Source organism: Pseudomonas bharatica CSV86 (assembly GCF_000319305.2).
GTDB classification, from domain to species: Bacteria; Pseudomonadota; Gammaproteobacteria; order Pseudomonadales; family Pseudomonadaceae; genus Aquipseudomonas; species Aquipseudomonas bharatica.
On the sequence record NZ_AMWJ02000002.1, the window covers coordinates 2,500,240 to 2,517,824 of the forward strand.

A 17,585-nucleotide genomic window follows, 5' to 3' on the forward strand; every position below is an offset into this window, starting at 1 on the left:
GATACGTTTTGTCTTACAACTTTTCCGGTGATTCCCATGCAACTTTCCTCCCTGTTGGGCGCGGGCCTGCTGGCCTTGACCGCTGCCACCCAAGCCTTCGCCGGCGCCACCCTGGACCGTGTGGAATCCCGCAAGGAACTGGTCAACGTATTGATGGAAAGTTATCCACCGTTTTCCTTCCTCAATGAACAGAACCAGCTGGATGGCTTCGACGTGGACGTGGCCAAGGCCGTGGCCGAGAAGCTGGGCGTGAAACTGCGCCTGGAAACCCCGTCGTGGGACGTGATCGCCGCCGGCCGCTGGAGCGGTCGCTATGACATCTGCATTTGCTCCATGACCCCGAGCAAGGCTCGCGCCGAGGTGTTCGATTTCCCGGTCGAATACTACGCCTCGCCAGCGGTGATCGTGGTCAACGCCAAGGATGAGCGCATCCACTCGGCCAAGGACCTGAACGGCCTCAAGGTCGGCCTGACCAGCGCCTCCAGCTACGAGAGCTACCTGAACAAGAACCTGGTGATCGAAGGCGCCGAGGACCAGAAGATCGACTACCCCTTCGATGCGGTACAGATCGCCCCGTACGACACCGACAACGTAGCCTTCCAGGACCTGGGCCTCGGCGCGGGCGTGCGCCTGGATGCCATCCTTACCAACCTGGTCACCGCCCAGCCGCGCCTGAACGAAGACAAGCGCTTCAAGCTGGCCGGTGCGCCGCTGTATGAAGAGCCGAACTCGGTCGCCATCGAGAAAGGCGACGCCGAATGGAACGCCAAGGTTCGCGAAGTCTTCGCCCAGCTCAAGGCCGACGGCACCCTGGCCAGGCTGTCGAACAAATGGATCGGCGCCGACATCAGCAAATGAGTGCCCACGAACCCTCGCCCAAGCCCGCCGCCTCGCGCGCGGGCCTGCCGCTACCGGGCTTCCGGACGCGGCTGTACCTGACCTGGCTGGTCCTGCTGCTGGTGTTCGTAGGTTTCTTCCTGAGTTTTGATCTGAAGTTTTCGATCATCGTCGAGAAGTTTCCAAATCTGGCGGGCTTCAAGCTAGGGCCGAACGGCTTCCTCCAAGGGGCGGCGCTGACCCTGTTCCTCTGCCTGTGCTCGATGGTCTGCTCGGTAGCGCTGGGCTTCGCCGCTGCACTGGCGCGCCTGTCGAGCAGCGCGGTGCTGCTGGGCGTAGCGAGCTTCTACACCTCGTTCTTCCGCGGGACGCCGCTGCTGATCCAGATCCTGCTGATCTACCTCGGTCTGCCGCAGATCGGCCTGGTACCGGGCGCGATCAGTGCCGGGATCATCGCTTTATCGTTGAACTACGGCGCCTACCTCAGTGAAATCTTCCGCGCCGGCATCCTCGGCGTTGCTGCGGGCCAGCGCCAGGCCGCACTGGCGCTGGGCATGAAGCCGGCGACCATCTTCTGGCACATCACCCTGCCCCAAGCGATGCGCACCATCATTCCGCCGGGCGCCAACCAGTTCATCTCGATGCTCAAGGATTCGTCACTGATTTCGGTGATGGGTGTGTGGGAAGTGATGTTCCTGGCGCAGTCGTATGGACGCTCGAGCTATCGGTACCTGGAGATGCTGACCACCGCGGCGTTGATCTACTGGTTGCTGTCGGTGGCGCTGGAGCTGGTGCAGGCGCGGCTGGAGGGGCATTTCGGCAAAGGCTTCGAGCGGTAACCGCGGCGCCTCGATCGCTGGCAAGCCAGCTCCCACAGGGACCGCGCCGCTCTCGAGAGTACTGCAAAAACTTGTGGGAGCTGGCTTGCCAGCGATGATCTAAAGATCACCTCAATCTATCAGGCCGCCGCAGCACCCCCATCTGCAACCCGAACGGCCGGAACACCGCATTCAGCGAGTTGAGCGTCGGATTCCCCTCCCCCTGCTCGATCTGGATCAGGGTCCGCACGGAAATCTTGCACATCCGCGCGAACTGGGTCTGCTGCAGCTTCGCCACTTCCACCCGCAACTTGCGCACCGCCTGGCCCAGTTCCAACGAGCCATCGGCAATCCCCTGCAGTACGCCTTCGATCAGCAAAGCGCGAATCTCGATCGAAACCGTCATAGCAATCCCCAATCTTTCATACGCTGTTCAAGGTTCTTCAAAGCGATAGCCGGGTGGTTCATGACCGCATCCGGCAAGCCCACCAGCAAATCCGGCAGGGCCAACAACCCACGGGCATCCTGGCGCAGACGTTCGAATGCCTGCTGCGGGTCCACAAGCGGCGCCAGCAACTGGCAAGCCGCGAGCCAATCGACCTCGCCGCCCCGCTCCACGGGCGAAGCCCACTTGGTCGTGCGGGTGACGCCTTCCGCATCCATGACCATCGGGGCCAGGTCGTAGATCGGCGCCAGCCGCAGTTGGGCATCGCTGCGAATGATCGCGGTGTTGCGGCCATGGTTGTCGGAGTTGCCGAGGATCTTGTTGATCAAGTCGCGGCGCAGGTACTCCGCCACCAGGTCAGGCACCTGGGCCTTCTGCCCGGCTTTTATCCACAGCCCGGCAAGGGACTGAATAACTTCCAGATGATCCATCCGGCTGCCCGGCTCGGTTACCCCGGCCAGCGAATACACGGACTCCACGGCCAGCCGCTCGACACCTTCGGCACCGATCCGACGGTCGAAACGCTTCATCCAGAGGCTGGGTCTATGACCCTCCTTCAGCTCGGGCGTCGCCACCGTGTCGATACCCAAGCTTTGCAGCGCCTTGTAGTACAGGTATTCGGCACGCAGGATGGTCTGGTCATTGTCCAGCGCCTGGTTGCGGGCGAACTTCACGAACCAGTGGCAAGTAGCCCGGTCATCCTTCAGCACCGCGTCCGGATAGAGCTGCCCGTCGCCGCCTTCGGTCAGCAACAGCTTGGGCGCCTCGCCACCCGCCCCCGTCGCGCCGCCGATGGCCGCGCCTTGCTCGTAGGCATATTCAAGAAAGCGCTGATCGCGGCTAACCACATCATCGAAGCTGAAACCCATGGGCGCCGTGGTATCCAGCCCTTCCATCGACTCCTTGATACGCAGGTTTCCGATCGGTGCCGGGGTGCTACGAGCAAGCAGGAAAAGGTCGTCAGCCAGGCCTTCCGGTTTTTCCCGGCCCATATGCCTGAGGAGAAAGCGTTTGGCTGCACCGGACGGCGCGATGTCATGCAGGAAGGCCGGGGCCTTTTTCCCATGCTGAGGACCGAAATCCACCGGCAACCGGACACTGACCGCCTTGTCGAACGTGCTTTCATAGGCGTCCAGATTGGCGCCAACGTAAGCCGAGGTGTAACCGTACTGGCAGGAGCCGAGGAAGCCTTTCTCGGGCTCGGCAAAGTTCAAGGCCATGGCGTCCTGCCATTTGCCTTGGGCGTGAAGCTGTAGGGTCAAGGTGTACATGGGGGCTCTATCAGCGTGAACGGTCTTATCTGCAATATAGTGCAATTCACGCAAGCAGCCTGGCATTTATCTGTATTAAAGTGCAGAAATACAAGAAATTTGGCTGCAAATCTGTATTTAAATGCAGATCATCAGAATAAAAAAAGGGGAGCAATCCGCTCCCCGATGAGGTTAACCGTTTACCACCGAAGGCTGTCTCAGCCTTCGATCTCGATGAGGATTTCGCCCGGGTTGACGCGGTCGCCCTTGGCGATGTGGATGGCGGCAACCTTGCCGGCGATCGGCGATTGCACTTCGGTTTCCATCTTCATCGCTTCGGTGATCAGTACTGCCTGACCGGCCTTGACCACGTCGCCTTCCTTGACCAACACATCGACGATGTTGCCTGGCATGGAGGTGCTGATATGGCCCGGTTCGCTGGCCTGCTTGCGCTTGCTGCCGCCGCCGCCGACGAATTCGTTGAGCGGTTCGAACACCACTTCTTCCGGCATGCCGTCGATGGACAGGTAGAAGTGACGCTTGCCTTCGGCCTTGACGCCGACACCGGTGATGTCGACGCGGTAGGTTTCGCCGTGGACGTCGATGACGAACTCGGTCGGCACACCTTCGCCGCTGGCCGAGGCCACCGCGCCAGCTTCGGGAATCGGCAGCAGCACTTCCGGAGTCAGGGTGCCGGCTTCGCGTTCTTCGAGGAACTTGCGTCCGATATCCGGGAACATGGCGAAGGTCAGCACGTCTTCTTCGGAGTGCGCGAGGTTGCCGATATCGGCACGCAGCTTGGCCATTTCCGGCTTGAGCAGGTCGGCCGGACGTACGTCGATGACCTCTTCGCTACCGATGGCCTGGCGCCGCAGTTGTTCGTTGACCACACCCGGAGCCTTGCCGTAGCCGCCTTGCAGGTACAGCTTCACCTCATTGGTGATGGTCTTGTAGCGTTCGCCGGCCAGCACGTTGAAGAACGCCTGGGTGCCGACGATCTGCGAAGTCGGGGTAACCAGCGGCGGGAAACCAAGGTCTTCGCGAACCCGTGGGATCTCGGCCAGCACTTCGTTCATGCGATTGAGTGCGCCCTGCTCCTTGAGCTGGTTGGCGAGGTTGGAAATCATGCCGCCCGGCACCTGGTTGACCTGTACGCGGGTGTCGACCGAAGTGAATTCGCTTTCGAACTGGTGGTACTTCTTGCGCACGGCGTAAAAGTACAGGCCGATTTCCTGCAGCAGTTCCAGGTCCAGGCCGGTATCGAACTCGCTGCCCTTGAGCGCCGCGACCATGGATTCGGTACCCGGGTGGCTGGTACCCCAGGCGAAGCTGGAGATGGCGGTGTCGATGTGGTCCGCGCCGTTCTCCACCGCCTTGAGCTGGCACATGGCGGCCAGGCCGGCAGTGTCATGGGAATGGATGAACACCGGCAGCGATTGCTCGGCCTTCAGCGCCTTGACCAGCTCGCCGGTGGCGAACGGGGTCAGCAGGCCGGCCATGTCCTTGATCGCGACCGAGTCGCAACCCATGGCTTCCATCTGCTTGGCCTGGGCGACGAAAGCGTCGATGGTGTGAACCGGGCTGGTGGTGTAGGCAATGGTGCCCTGGGCGTGCTTGCCGGCAGCCTTCACCGCTTCGATGGCGACGCGCAGGTTACGCACGTCGTTCATGGCGTCGAAGATGCGGAACACGTCGATGCCGTTGACTGCGGCCTTGGCCACGAAAGCCTTGACCACGTCATCGCTGTAGTGGCGGTAGCCCAGCAGGTTTTGACCACGCAGAAGCATCTGCAGGCGAGTGTTGGGCAGCGCGGCGCGCAGCTTGCGCAGGCGCTCCCACGGGTCTTCCTTGAGGAAGCGCACGCAGGCGTCGAAGGTCGCGCCACCCCAGACTTCCAGCGACCAGTAGCCAACCTTGTCGAGCTTGTCGCAGATCGGCAGCATGTCTTCGGTGCGCATGCGGGTGGCCAGCAGGGACTGGTGGGCGTCGCGCAGGATCGTGTCGGTTACGAAGATTTTCTTGGACATTATGGGTTCCTCACAGGCCTGCATGCGCGGCGATGGCGGCGGCGATGGCGAGCGCCAGCTCTTCGGGTTTGCGCTTGATCGAGTAATTGGTCAGTTCCGGATGGCTTTCCACGAAGCTGGTGTTGAACTGGCCACTGCGGAATTCCGGATTGCGCAGGATTTCCTGGTAGTACGCGGCGGTGGTCTTGACCCCTTGCACGCGCATGTCGTCCAGGGCACGCAAGCCGCGGTCCATGGCTTCTTCCCAAGTCAGCGCCCAGACCACCAGTTTCAGGCACATGGAGTCGTAGAACGGCGGAATGGTGTAGCCGGTGTAGATCGCCGTGTCGGTGCGTACGCCGGGGCCGCCGGGAGCGTAGTAACGGGTGATCTTGCCGAAGCTCGGCAGGAAGTTGTTCTTCGGGTCTTCGGCGTTGATGCGGAACTGCAGGGCGAAGCCACGGTGCTGGATATCTTCCTGCTTGACCGACAGCGGCAGGCCCGAGGCGATGCGGATCTGTTCGCGAACGATGTCGATGCCGGTGATTTCCTCGGTGATGGTGTGTTCCACCTGCACCCGGGTGTTCATTTCCATGAAGTACACCTCGCCCTCGGCGAGCAGGAACTCCACGGTACCGGCGTTCTCATAGCCGACCGCCTTGGCCGCACGCACCGCCAGGTCGCCGATGTAGGCGCGCTGCTCCGGGGTGAGCTGCGGGCTCGGGGCGATCTCGATCAGCTTCTGGTTGCGGCGCTGGATCGAGCAATCACGCTCGAACAGATGCACCACGTTGCCGAAGCTGTCGCCAATGATCTGGGCTTCGATGTGCTTTGGGTTGACGATGCATTTTTCCAGGAAGACTTCCGCCGAACCGAAGGCCTTGGTGGCTTCGGAGATCACCCGCGGGAAGGCCTGTTCCAGCTCCTCGCGGCTGTTGCAGCGACGGATACCGCGGCCGCCACCGCCGGACGTGGCCTTGAGCATCACCGGGTAACCGATGCGGTCGCCTTCGTTCAGGGCCTCGTGGATGTCGGCTACGTTGCCTTCGGTGCCCGGGGTCACCGGGACGCCGGCCTTGATCATGCTGCGGCGGGCTTCGGTCTTGTCGCCCATGCGGCGAATGACTTCCGCTGCCGGGCCGATGAACTTGATCCCGCGTTCGGCACAGATATCCGCCAATTCCGCGTTTTCCGAGAGGAAACCGTAGCCGGGGTGCAGGGCGTCGCAACCGGTTTCCACCGCCAGGTTCACCAGCTTGCGCGGGTTCAGGTAGCCGGCCAGGGGCTCGGCACCGATGCTGTGGGCCTCGTCGGCGCGCTTGACGTGCAGGGCGTGCCGGTCGGCGTCGGAATAGATCGCTACCGAGCGGATGCCCATCTCGGCGCAGGCCCGCACGATCCGAACTGCGATTTCACCCCGGTTGGCGATCAGGATTTTTTTTATCACTGGAGTCTTCCCAAAGCCGCTGGACAATCGACCCGAATTGGCGGGTCGGCGCGTGACCAGAATCACCTGGCCAGTCGTGCAATCACCCTAGCGCCGTGTGTGAATAAACAAAAATCAATAATTATTAGGGGCTCCATTAACAATTGCTTATAGTGCCGTAACAAGGTTTTTCACAGGGCTGGGGATAACGTGCGTAAGTCATTGATGCGTATGACATTGCGTCAACTGCAGATCTTCAATGAAGTGTGTGATTTGCGGTCATATAGCCGCGCTGCGGAAGAGATGGCGCTGACGCAACCCGCCGTTAGTCTACAGATTCGCCAGTTGGAAGAATTGGTCGGCCAACCCTTGTTCGAGTATGTCGGCAAGAAGCTGTACCTCACCGAAGCCGCCGAAGCCTTGCAACGCGCCAGCCGAGACATCTTCGGCCGCCTGGAAAGCCTCGACATGCAGCTGTCGGACATGCAGGGCTCGCTCCAGGGCCAGTTGAAGCTGGCCGTGGAATCCAGCGCCAAGTACTTCGTGCCGCACCTGTTCGCGGCGTTCAAGCGGCTGCACCCGGAAGTCAACCTGACCCTGACCGTGGTCAACCGTGCCCAGGCAATCCGCCGCCTATCCGACAACCGCGACGACCTGATCATCATGTCCATGGTCCCCCAGGACATGGGCCTGGAGTTCCTGCCGTTCCTCAACAATCCCATCGTTGCCGTCGCCCCGCCGGATCATCCGCTGTGCAAGCTGGACAGCCTGCGCCTGCAGGACCTGGAACCGCATACCTTGCTGGTCCGCGAGCCGGGCTCGGGTACGCGCAAGGCTTGTGAAGAGTATTTCAAGGAGAAGCGCGTGCACTTCACCCAGACGCTGGAAGTGGCGTCAGCCGACGCCCAGCGCGAGTGCGTGATTGCGGGGTTGGGGATTGCCCTGCTGACGCGGCATGCGTTGAATCTGGAACTGGCTACCGGGGTGTTGCGCGAGCTGCCGGTGGAAGAGCTGCCGCTGTATCGCAGCTGGTGCGTGGTGCAATCCAAGGCCAAGCGGCAATCGCCGGTGGCCCTGGCCTTTCTTGCATTCATCCGCAGCGAACGTGCGCAGATCAGCGGCCTTGTTGAGCGCTTCTCCGGTGTTCTGCCGCCGACACCTGCCATACGTTGAAGCGTTGCAGATCGCCGAAATCGGTGATGTCCTGAAGCAGGCGACGCTGCTCGGACCAGCTTTCGATCGCGCGGCGGAACTCCATGCGACGCTGATCCTTTTCCTGCTGCTTGCGGGATTTGGCGCTGGGTTGATACGAGCCATCGAAGTCACGAGCCATTTCATATCTCCCTGATCGAGTGCGTACGGGAGTTTCAAAATGAATCGTGAAGTTGACGGTTTGACGGCGGGAGGGTGACAGGGGTGTTAAGGGTGATGAAACGCTGATGGCCTCATCGCTGGCAAGCCAGCTCCCACAGGTGTGGGAGCTGGCTTGCCAGCGATGAGGCCCTTAAGAACGACACAGAACGACGATCAGTCTTCCATGTTCTTCAATGACTTCGGCGAAAGCCGCAGGCTGCGCAGGCTGCGCTTCACACTCTTCAGGTGATTGACCAGGCTCGGCCCCCGGGCCATGGCCACGCCCATCGCCAGCACGTCGATCACTACCAGGTGGGCGATGCGCGAGGTCAGCGGCGTGTAGATTTCGGTGTCCTCATGCACATCGATGGCCAGGTTGACCGTCGACAGCTCGGCCAGCGGGGTCTGGCTCGGACACAGGGTGATCAGGTTGGCGCCGCTTTCCCGCACGATATTGGCGGTGATGAGCAGGTCCTTGGAGCGGCCGGACTGGGAAATGCACACCGCGACATCGCCCGGTTTCAGGGTCACCGCCGACATCGCCTGCATGTGCGGGTCGGAATAGGCCGCCGCGCTGAGCAGCAGGCGGAAGAACTTGTGCTGGGCATCCGCGGCCACCGCACCCGACGCACCGAAGCCATAGAATTCGACACGCTGGGCCTGGGCCATGGCCGTCACCGCGCGTTGCAGGGCCACCGGATCGAGGTGCTCGCGCACTTCCATCAGCGTATGCAGGGTGGTGTCGAAGATCTTCAGGCTGTAGTCGGCGACCGAGTCGTCTTCATGAATCGCGAACTGGCCGAAACTGGCGCCGGCGGCCAGGCTTTGCGCCAGCTTGAGCTTGAGGTCCTGGAAGCCGGTGCAGCCGATCGCCCGGCAGAAGCGCACGATGGTCGGCTCGCTGATGCCGACGCTGTGGGCCAGGTCAGCCATGGAGCTATGCATGACCGCCGCAGGGTCAAGCAATACGTGGTCGGCAACCTTGAGTTCCGACTTGCGTAGCAGATGCCGCGACTGGGCGATGTGTTGCAACAGATTCAATGGCGGGACTCGGTTATGATCGGCTGGCCGGTTGTAGCAATCTTGTAGTTATACTACATGACTGGCGAACCGCCCAGCTAATCGAGACAGGAGTGTGGTGGGTTTGACTATTCCTTGTGACATTCTGGTCTTCGGCGGCACTGGCGATCTGGCTCTGCACAAGCTGCTTCCAGCGCTCTACCATCTGTATCGCGAGGGTCGCCTGCACTCGGCGGTGCGCGTCGTCGCCCTGGCCCGCAGCCCGATGCCGCGCAATAGTTTTCAAAAGCTTGCAGAGCGCCGTTGTCGCGCGCAGATCGCCCGCAACGACTTCGATGAAGACACCTGGGACCGCTTCTCCACCCGCCTCGACTACTTTTCCATGGACGCCTCGCAGAGCGCCGATTTCGGTCGCCTCTCGCACTTTCTTGGCGAGCCCGGGGGCCTGGCGCGGATCTATTACCTGGCCACCGCGCCCAACCTCTTCGTACCCATCGTCACCCACCTGAATATCGCCGGGCTGGTAGACAGCGAATCGCGCATTGTCATGGAAAAACCCATCGGCCATTCCCTGGAATCGGCCACGGCGATCAACAGTGCCATCGGCGCGGTATTCGACGAATCCCAGGTGTTCCGTATCGATCATTACCTAGGCAAGGAAACCGTACAGAACCTCATGGCCCTGCGCTTCGCCAACGCCCTGCTGGAACCGGTATGGCGCGCCAGCCAGATCGACCATGTGCAGATCAGCGTCTGCGAGACCCTCGGCGTGGAAAACCGCGGCGCCTACTACGACCGTGCCGGTGCTACCCGCGACATGCTGCAGAACCATCTGCTGCAACTGCTCTGCCTGGTGGCCATGGAGCCACCGGCGCAGTTCGAGGCCGAGGCGGTGCGGGACGAGAAGGTGAAGATTCTTCGCGCCCTCAAGCCGATCACCGGCCAGGACGTGCAGGACAAGACCGTGCGCGGCCAGTACAGCGCCGGCAAGATCGGCGGCCAGGAAGTGCCGGCCTATTACTTCGAGAAGGATGTGGATAACGACAGCGATACCGAGACCTTCGTCGCTGTCGAAGCCCACATCAACAACTGGCGCTGGGCCGGGGTACCGTTCTACCTGCGCACCGGCAAGCGCCTGGCCAAGCGCTCGTCGCAGATCGTCATCCAGTTCAAGCCGGTGCCGCATCGCCTGTTCGAGAGCGACCGCGCCAATCAGTTACTCATTCAGTTGCAGCCGGACGAGCGCATCAGCCTGCAGATGATGACCAAGACCCCGGGCAAGGGCATGCGCCTGGAGCCGGTGGAACTCAACCTGAACCTGGCCCAGGTGTTCGGCCAGACGCGGCGCTGGGACGCTTACGAGCGCCTGTTGCTGGATGTGCTGGACGGCGATTCGACGCTGTTCATGCGCCGCGACGAGGTGGAGGCTGCCTGGGCCTGGATCGACCCGATCCTCAATGGCTGGCTGGAACACTTCCAGACGCCGCGCCCCTACCACGCCGGCACCAATGGCCCGGAACAGGCCCACAGCCTGCTGGCCCGGCATGGGCGGGAATGGCACGGCTAGAGCTTTACCAGACCGTCTGCTCGCTCAACAGCCGCGCCAGCGCATCGGCCTGCAACGGCCGGCTGATCAGGTAACCCTGGACTTCATCGCAGTCCTGCTCGCGCAGGAAGCGCAGTTGCTCCTCGGTTTCCACGCCTTCGGCAACCACCATGAGGTCCAGGCTGTGGGCCATGATGATGATCGCCCGGGTGATCGCCGCATCTTCACTGCCTTCCTCAAGCCCGCGGATAAAGGCCTGGTCGATCTTTACGTAGTCCACTGGCAGGCGTTTCAGATAGCTGAGCGAGGAATATCCCGTGCCGAAGTCATCGATTGCCAGCTTCACCCCGAGTTCGTGTAGCTGTTTGAAGGTGGCGATGATGTGTTCGACGCTGTCCAGCAACTGGCTTTCGGTCAGTTCCAGCTCCAGCAGATGCGGCGCCAGGCCGCTTTCCTCCAGGACCTGGCGCACCAGGCTGACCAGCTTGCCCTGGCGCAACTGGTAAACCGACAGGTTCACCGAAACCCGGATCGGCTCCAGGCCCTGACGTTGCCATTCGCAAGCCTGCCAGCACGATTGGCGAAGAACGAACTCGCCCATCGGCGCGATCAGCCCGGTTTCCTCCGCCAAGCCGATGAACTCCCCGGGCGGCACCATGCCCATGACCGGGTGATTCCAGCGCACCAAGGCCTCGGCAGCCTCGATGCGCCCGCTCGTCAGGCAGACCTTGGGCTGGTAGTAGACCTCCAGCTGGCCCTCGTCGATAGCCTTGCGCAGCTGGTTCTCCAGTTGCAGGCGGTCCAGGGTGCTGGCCTGCAGGCTTTCGGTGTAGAACTGGAAATTATCACCGCCCAGGTGCTTGGCATGCTGCATGGCCATGTTGGCCTGGCTGACCAGCACATTGAGGTCGAGACTCATGTCCGAGTGCAGGGCGATGCCCACCGAAGCGCTGATCACCAGCTCATGATTGTCGAAGCGCACCGGCACCCGCAGTTTCTCCAGCAGGCGGGTCGCCACCCGGACCAGGCTGGACAGGCTGCTGTAGCCGTCGAACAGCACCACGAACTCATCGCCGGACAATCGCGCGACCGTATCCGCTTCGGCCATGGCGTTGCCGATGCGCATGGCGATCTGCTTGAGCAATTGGTCCGCCACTTCATGGCCGAGGCTGTCATTGAGCAGCTTGAAACGGTCGAGATCGATGTGCATCAGCGCCAGGCAGCGCCCGCTGGTTCGCAGGCGCTGGCCGGCCTCGAGCAGACGCAGCCGGAACAGGGCGCGATTGGCCAGGCCGGTCAGCTCGTCGTAATGGGCGAGGTAACGCAGGCGCTCCTCGGATTCGCGACGCTCCGACAGGTCGCTGAAGAAACCCACCACGTTGCTGATCTTGCCGCGACCATCGAACACGCCGTTGAGCTGCAGCCATTGTGGATAAAGCGTCCCGTCCTTGCGTGCCTCCACCAACTCGCCCTGCCAGCGGCCGTTCTGCTCCAGCGCCTGGTCGATGGCACCGTAATGCCGTCGCGCATCGAGGCTGCAAGGCAGCTCAAGGGCGTTGCGGCCGAGCAATTCCTCGCGACCGTAACCGGTCATGCGGCAGAACGCCTGGTTCAGGGCCAGTAGTTCATAGTCGGGGCCGAGGATGGCGATCCCCTCGCTGGCCGCCTCGAACACTGTCGCCGCCAGGCGCTGCTGCTCTTCCTGCGCACGACGCGCACTGATATCGCGGCGGGTACCGATCATCCGGACCACCCGGCCTTCGGCATCGCGCTCGACAGCACGTCCACGGTCCTCGATCCAGCACCAGTGGCCATCGTTGTGGCGGAAGCGGTACTCGATGCGGTAATCCTCGGTCCGGCCCTTGAGGTGCTCGACCAGGGTGCGCTTCAGCGCCTGCACATCGTCCGGGTGCAGGCGCGGCTTGAGGTGCACCAGCATGGCCTTGACCGCATCCGGGTTCAGGCCGAACAGCTCGCGCAACTGGGTGTGATGGACTTCATCGGTTTGCAGGTTCCAGTCCCACAGGCCCAGTTCGCTCGCCTCCAGGGCCAGGGCCAGGCGCTGTTCGCTCTTGCTCAGGGCCTGGTTGGCCGCGTCCAGCTCGGCACTGCGCTGGGCGACACGGGTTTCCAGCCCGGCCTGGGCCTCGCGCAACTGCTCCTCGACGCCGCGACGCTGCTCCACTTCGGCACCCAGCGCCTTGTTCAACTGTTCGCTGCGGGTATGGGCCGCTTGCAAGTGCTCGATCAGCGCCTGGTTCTGGAAGCGCCGCAGCAAGCTGTTCTCGATCAGCCGGTTGACCTGCCAGGCCACTACCAGCAAGGCGCCCAGCAACAAGAGGCCGAGCAGGCCCCAGCCCCGCTGCTGTTGATCGCCGCTCCAGAACAGGAAGGCGATCGGCGGTAACAGGCAGGGCAGCACGAAACTCAGGAATGCCGGGAGGCTTACCGCGTAGGCTACGCTGGCCGAGAGCGCGGCGGCGCCGAGCAGGCCGAACACCCAGGCCTGCTGCACGAAGTTATCCACAGGCACGAGGGCGATCGCCGCGCTGGCGAGGGTCAGCCCACTGAACGCCGAGCCGAGCAGGAACATGCGCCGCCAATGCGGCCTCGCCTGGCGATCCGGCATTGCGGCGTCGAAGGCGGCGACCTGGATGACCCGCAGGGCGACCAGCGCCATCAGCCATACCACCCACACGCTGACCAGCAGATAACGCTGCGGGCTCCACAGCAGCCAGGCACAGACCAGGCCGTTCAACAGCATGAATATCGTGGGTAGCAGGGAGCCTTGGTACAACAGACGGATACGCTCGACCGCCAATTGCGTGGCAAATTGCTTGCGAATGCCGCGACGTGCCTCGATCGGCACACCGACGGGTCCTGGTGCGAGTGTCATGGGCAGTGTTCTTGTAATGGTTAGCCACAAACGTGGACGGAGCATACACAAGCAATGCCCGGTGCCAAACTGCTCTGTGTCATAAATTCGCACCTCCGGAATCTCCTTCCTTGGTACAAGGCAACCGCTCAAGCACGCGGGCCAAGGGCCGCCTCGGATGACCGGGCGGTCGCGCCATCCGGTCTTTTTGCCGAGCGGGTTTGCCCAGGGATCCATTGCCCCCATAGAATGGCCGGATGCATGACGACCTCTCTCTCCTTTTGAATTCCCTCAACGATGCCCAGCGCCAGGCGGTAGCCGCGCCGGTCGGGCGTCAGTTGGTCCTGGCCGGTGCCGGCTCCGGCAAGACCCGCGTGCTGGTGCACCGCATCGCCTGGTTGATCCAGGTCGAGCAGGCCTCCCCGCACTCGATCCTGTCGGTGACCTTCACCAACAAGGCCGCCGCCGAGATGCGCCACCGCATCGAGCAACTGCTGGGCATCAACCCGGCGGGCATGTGGGTAGGCACCTTCCACGGCCTGGCCCATCGCCTGTTGCGCGCGCACTGGCAGGAAGCGGGGCTGGTACAGAATTTCCAGATCCTCGACAGCGATGACCAGGGCCGCCTGGTCAAGCGCGTGATCCGCGACCTCGGCCTCGACGAGCAGCGCTGGCCGGTGCGCCAGGCCCAGTGGTTCATCAACGGACAGAAGGACGAGGGCCTGCGGCCGCACCATATCCAGGTCAATGGCGACCTGTTCCTCGGCACCATGCGCAGCATCTATGAAGCCTATGAAGCCGCGTGCCAGCGTACCGGTGTGATCGACTTCTCCGAGCTGCTGCTGCGCGCCCTGGACCTGTGGCGCGACCATCCGGGCCTGTTGCAGCACTATTCCCGCCGCTTCCGCCATCTACTAGTGGACGAGTTCCAGGACACCAACGCCGTGCAGTACGCCTGGCTGCGCCTGCTGGCGCAGGGTGGCGACAGCCTGATGGTGGTGGGCGACGACGACCAGTCCATCTACGGCTGGCGCGGCGCACGGATCGAGAACATCCAGCAGTTTTCCAGCGATTTCCCCGACGCCGAGCTGATCCGCCTGGAGCAGAACTACCGCTCCACCGCCGGCATCCTCAAGGCGGCCAACGCCCTGATCGCCAATAACAGCGGGCGCCTGGGCAAGGAGCTATGGACCGAGGGCGGCGACGGCGAGCCACTGAACCTTTACGCCGCCTTCAACGAGCATGACGAAGCCCGCTACGTGGTGGAAACCATCGAAAGCGCGTTGAAGACCGGCCTGGCGCGCAGCGATATCGCCATCCTGTACCGCTCCAACGCCCAATCGCGGGTGCTTGAGGAAGCCCTGCTGCGCGAGCGCATCCCTTACCGCATCTATGGCGGCCAGCGCTTCTTCGAACGCGCCGAGATCAAGAACGCCATGGCCTACCTGCGTCTGCTCGAAGGCCGCGGCAACGACGCGGCGCTGGAGCGGGTGATCAACGTGCCGCCCCGTGGCATCGGCGAAAAGACCGTCGAAACGATCCGCGAGCATGCCCGCCATGCCCAGTTGTCGATGTGGGAAGCCATGCTCCAGTTGCTGGCCAACAAGGCCCTCAAGGGCCGCGCCGCCAGCGCCTTGGGTGCGTTCATCGAGCTGCTGGACAACCTGTCGGCCAAAGTCCTGGATATGCCCCTGCACCTGATGACCCAGACAGTTATCGAGCAGTCCGGGCTGATCGCCTATCACCAGGAAGAAAAGGGTGAAAAGGGCCAGGCACGGGTAGAGAACCTGGAGGAGCTGGTCAGCGCTGCACGCAACTTCGAGCCGAGCGAGGAAGATGGCGAGCTTTCCGCGCTTTCCGCCTTCCTTGGCCACGCCTCGCTGGAGGCCGGCGACGCCCAGGCCGACGAGCATGAAGACAGCATCCAGCTGATGACCCTGCACAGTGCAAAGGGCCTGGAGTTCCCCTACGTGTTCCTGGTGGGCATGGAGGAAGGCCTGTTCCCGCACAAGATGAGCCTCGAAGAGCCCGGCCGTCTCGAAGAAGAACGTCGCCTGGCCTATGTCGGGGTGACCCGGGCCATGCAGAACCTGGTCATGACCTACGCCGAAACCCGTCGCCTGTATGGCAGCGAGACCTACAACAAGGTATCGCGCTTCGTTCGCGAGATTCCTGCCGGCCTGGTCCAGGAAGTGCGCTTGTCCAACAGCGTCAGCCGCCCGTTCGGCGGCGCCAAGCAAACCGTCAGCAGCCTGTTCGCCGACGCCAACATCCCGCAGACAGCCTTCAACCTGGGGCAGCGGGTGCAGCATGCGGTGTTCGGCGAAGGCGTGATCCTCAACTTCGAAGGCTCCGGCGCGCAGGCACGGGTCCAGGTGAATTTCGCCGAGGGCAGCAAGTGGCTGATGCTCGGCTACGCCAAGCTCGAAGCGATCTAGTCGAATATCCGACCGCTGGTGTAGGCCTTTTCTTCAGCAATGAAGAAAGGGCCTACAGCCCATTACGCAGGCCGTCCGCCTTTTCAGGCAAAAGATAGAAACATCTTGTCGCTGTCATGGGTCCAAGAACTTGTGCAACATGGCGCGCGTGTAATCCACAAAACGGGAATACCCTTCTATGCAACGTTTTCTCAGCATCGCCCTGGCGCTGTGCATCGGTCTCACCATGAGCCTCGACGCCAACGCCAAGCGCTTCGGCGGCGGCAAGAGCTCAGGCGCCGCGCCGACGCACCAGGCCCGCCAGGCCACTCCTGCCAACCCTGCCGCCACCCCGACTGCGCCAGGCCGTGCACCTGCCGCTGCCAGCGGCGCCTCGAAATGGCTCGGCCCGCTGGCCGGTATCGCCGCCGGTGGCCTGCTCGCCTCGATGCTGATGGGTGATGGCTTCGAAGGCATGCAGATCTTCGACATCCTGATCATGGCGCTGATCGCCTTCCTGGTGTTCCGCTTCATCGCTGCCCGCCGCCGCAAGCAGCAGCCGCAGATGGCTGCCGCTGGCCACCCGGCCTACCAGCGTGAAGTCCACGAGCAGCCAGCCCAGCCGTCGATCTTCGGTGGTTCTGCCGCGCCTGCCGCTGCTGCCCGCCCGGTGATCAACGCACCGGCCTGGTTCAACGAGCAGAGCTTCCTGGCTGCCGCGCGCAATCACTTCCAGTCGCTGCAGCAGCACTGGGATGCCAATGAAATGGACAAGATCGCCGAGTTCGTCACCCCGCAGATGCTGGAGTTCCTCAAGCGCGAGCGTGCCGACCTGGGTGATGGTTTCCAGTCCACCTACATCGATAACCTCGACGTACAACTGGAAGGTGTCGACGATCGCGCCGACAAGACCATCGCCACCCTGACCTTCACTGGCGTGTCGAAGACCTCTCGTTTCGACCAGGGCGAAGTGTTCAGCGAGAGCTGGAACATGGAGCGCGCCCAAGGCGAAAACCAGCCTTGGCTGGTCGCGGGTATCCGCCAGAACGGCTGATCTTGAGCCGTTTGCAGAAAAAACCCCGGGCTTGCCCGGGGTTTTGCTTTTAGCGCAGCGCCCTACTAGGGTATAACCCGCAACATTTGCACAAGGCCAGGATAGAGAGGACGCGAACCGTGGAAGAAGTCATTGAACAGCTTCGTGAAGCCAACGAGCCGGTACCGGTACCGCTCGAACTGCCCGACGAAGACATGCTGGTCGAGGTCGAAGAGCAGTTGTTCATCAATATCCCGTTCGTGTTCAAGGAGTTCCTCCTCACGGTCAGTGATGTCGTATACGGCAGCCTCGAGCCGGTGACCGTGACCGACCCGCAATCCCACACCTATCTGCCGGAAGTGGCCGCCAATGCGTGGGACGCCGGCGTACCTCGCGACCTGATACCACTGTGCCAGGACGGCGACGACTACTATTGCGTCGAGGAAGACGGCACCGTGGTGCTGTGGTCCGGCGAGGAGGAAATCGTTACCGAGGAAAGCTGGGAATCGGTCTGGCACTGGGCTCGGGATGTCTGGCTGGAAAGCTGAGTCGTTTCCCA

The 17,585-nt window shown here is 62.5% G+C and carries 14 protein-coding genes; 7 read left to right on the top strand and 7 right to left on the bottom strand.

All coding sequences use genetic code 11. The annotated features are described in order from the left end of the window. The first annotated feature begins 36 nt into the window (after nucleotides 1–36). Together CSV86_RS25350 and CSV86_RS25355 are read left to right on the top strand one after the other, a co-directional pair. Nucleotides 37–858, top strand: coding sequence for an ABC transporter substrate-binding protein (locus CSV86_RS25350; RefSeq protein WP_009402462.1), 822 nt, complete (start codon nucleotides 37–39; stop codon nucleotides 856–858). Further along, the gene (locus CSV86_RS25355; RefSeq protein ID WP_009402463.1) at nucleotides 855–1,676 is read left to right on the top strand and encodes an amino acid ABC transporter permease; all 822 of its coding nucleotides are present in this window, start codon (nucleotides 855–857) and stop codon (nucleotides 1,674–1,676) included. The genes CSV86_RS25350 and CSV86_RS25355 overlap by 4 nt, the downstream gene beginning before the upstream one ends. A gap of 106 nt (nucleotides 1,677–1,782) precedes the next feature. Here the strand turns inward: CSV86_RS25355 and CSV86_RS25360 are convergent, their stop codons facing one another. From CSV86_RS25360 to CSV86_RS25375, 4 genes are all read right to left on the bottom strand, one after another. Beyond that, nucleotides 1,783–2,061, bottom strand: a complete 279-nt coding sequence (locus CSV86_RS25360) for a helix-turn-helix domain-containing protein (protein WP_009402464.1) — start codon at nucleotides 2,059–2,061, stop codon at nucleotides 1,783–1,785. After that, nucleotides 2,058–3,371 carry a type II toxin-antitoxin system HipA family toxin gene (locus CSV86_RS25365; RefSeq protein ID WP_009402465.1) on the bottom strand — a complete coding sequence of 438 codons (1,314 nt, stop codon included), beginning with the start codon at nucleotides 3,369–3,371 and terminating at the stop codon, nucleotides 2,058–2,060. Before CSV86_RS25365 ends, CSV86_RS25360 begins: the two co-directional genes overlap by 4 nt. Nucleotides 3,372–3,568: 197 nt before the next feature. Then, nucleotides 3,569–5,377, bottom strand: coding sequence for a sodium-extruding oxaloacetate decarboxylase subunit alpha (gene oadA, locus CSV86_RS25370; protein WP_009402467.1), 1,809 nt, complete (start codon nucleotides 5,375–5,377; stop codon nucleotides 3,569–3,571). A gap of 10 nt (nucleotides 5,378–5,387) precedes the next feature. Next, nucleotides 5,388–6,803 carry an acetyl-CoA carboxylase biotin carboxylase subunit gene (locus tag CSV86_RS25375; RefSeq protein ID WP_009402468.1) on the bottom strand — a complete coding sequence of 472 codons (1,416 nt, stop codon included), beginning with the start codon at nucleotides 6,801–6,803 and terminating at the stop codon, nucleotides 5,388–5,390. Between the two features lie 204 nt (nucleotides 6,804–7,007). On the opposite strand from CSV86_RS25375, the gene CSV86_RS25380 reads away from it, so the two are divergent. After that, nucleotides 7,008–7,955, top strand: a complete 948-nt coding sequence (locus CSV86_RS25380) for a LysR family transcriptional regulator (protein WP_170395147.1) — start codon at nucleotides 7,008–7,010, stop codon at nucleotides 7,953–7,955. Here the strand turns inward: CSV86_RS25380 and CSV86_RS25385 are convergent. Both CSV86_RS25385 and hexR read right to left on the bottom strand, forming a co-directional pair. Continuing rightward, nucleotides 7,897–8,115 carry a PA3496 family putative envelope integrity protein gene (locus tag CSV86_RS25385; protein WP_080604778.1) on the bottom strand — a complete coding sequence of 73 codons (219 nt, stop codon included), beginning with the start codon at nucleotides 8,113–8,115 and terminating at the stop codon, nucleotides 7,897–7,899. The genes CSV86_RS25380 and CSV86_RS25385 overlap by 59 nt on opposite strands. Before the next feature lie 194 nt (nucleotides 8,116–8,309). Beyond that, a complete protein-coding gene (hexR, locus tag CSV86_RS25390) occupies nucleotides 8,310–9,176 on the bottom strand; it encodes a transcriptional regulator HexR (RefSeq protein WP_009402472.1) in 867 nt (288 codons plus the stop codon). Nucleotides 9,177–9,279: 103 nt separating this feature from the next. Here hexR and zwf point away from each other — a divergent pair, with 103 nt between their 5' ends. Beyond that, the gene (gene zwf / locus CSV86_RS25395) at nucleotides 9,280–10,722 is read left to right on the top strand and encodes a glucose-6-phosphate dehydrogenase (protein ID WP_009402473.1); all 1,443 of its coding nucleotides are present in this window, start codon (nucleotides 9,280–9,282) and stop codon (nucleotides 10,720–10,722) included. A 4-nt stretch (nucleotides 10,723–10,726) separates the two neighbouring features. Here zwf and CSV86_RS25400 read toward each other — a convergent pair whose 3' ends face one another. Continuing rightward, nucleotides 10,727–13,597 (bottom strand): EAL domain-containing protein, encoded by a 2,871-nt coding sequence (locus CSV86_RS25400; RefSeq protein WP_037061147.1) that lies wholly within the window; start codon nucleotides 13,595–13,597, stop codon nucleotides 10,727–10,729. A gap of 236 nt (nucleotides 13,598–13,833) precedes the next feature. Between CSV86_RS25400 and uvrD the strand changes: the two genes are divergently transcribed. The 3 genes from uvrD to CSV86_RS25415 all read left to right on the top strand — a co-directional run bounded on the left by uvrD (nucleotide 13,834) and on the right by CSV86_RS25415 (nucleotide 17,574). Next, entirely contained in the window at nucleotides 13,834–16,014 is a 2,181-nt protein-coding gene (gene uvrD / locus CSV86_RS25405; RefSeq protein ID WP_009402476.1) for a DNA helicase II, read from the top strand. Between the two features lie 178 nt (nucleotides 16,015–16,192). Next, entirely contained in the window at nucleotides 16,193–17,047 is an 855-nt protein-coding gene (locus tag CSV86_RS25410; protein WP_009402478.1) for a Tim44 domain-containing protein, read from the top strand. A gap of 119 nt (nucleotides 17,048–17,166) precedes the next feature. Beyond that, a complete protein-coding gene (locus tag CSV86_RS25415) occupies nucleotides 17,167–17,574 on the top strand; it encodes an SMI1/KNR4 family protein (protein WP_009402480.1) in 408 nt (135 codons plus the stop codon). Nucleotides 17,575–17,585: the final 11 nt, after the last annotated feature.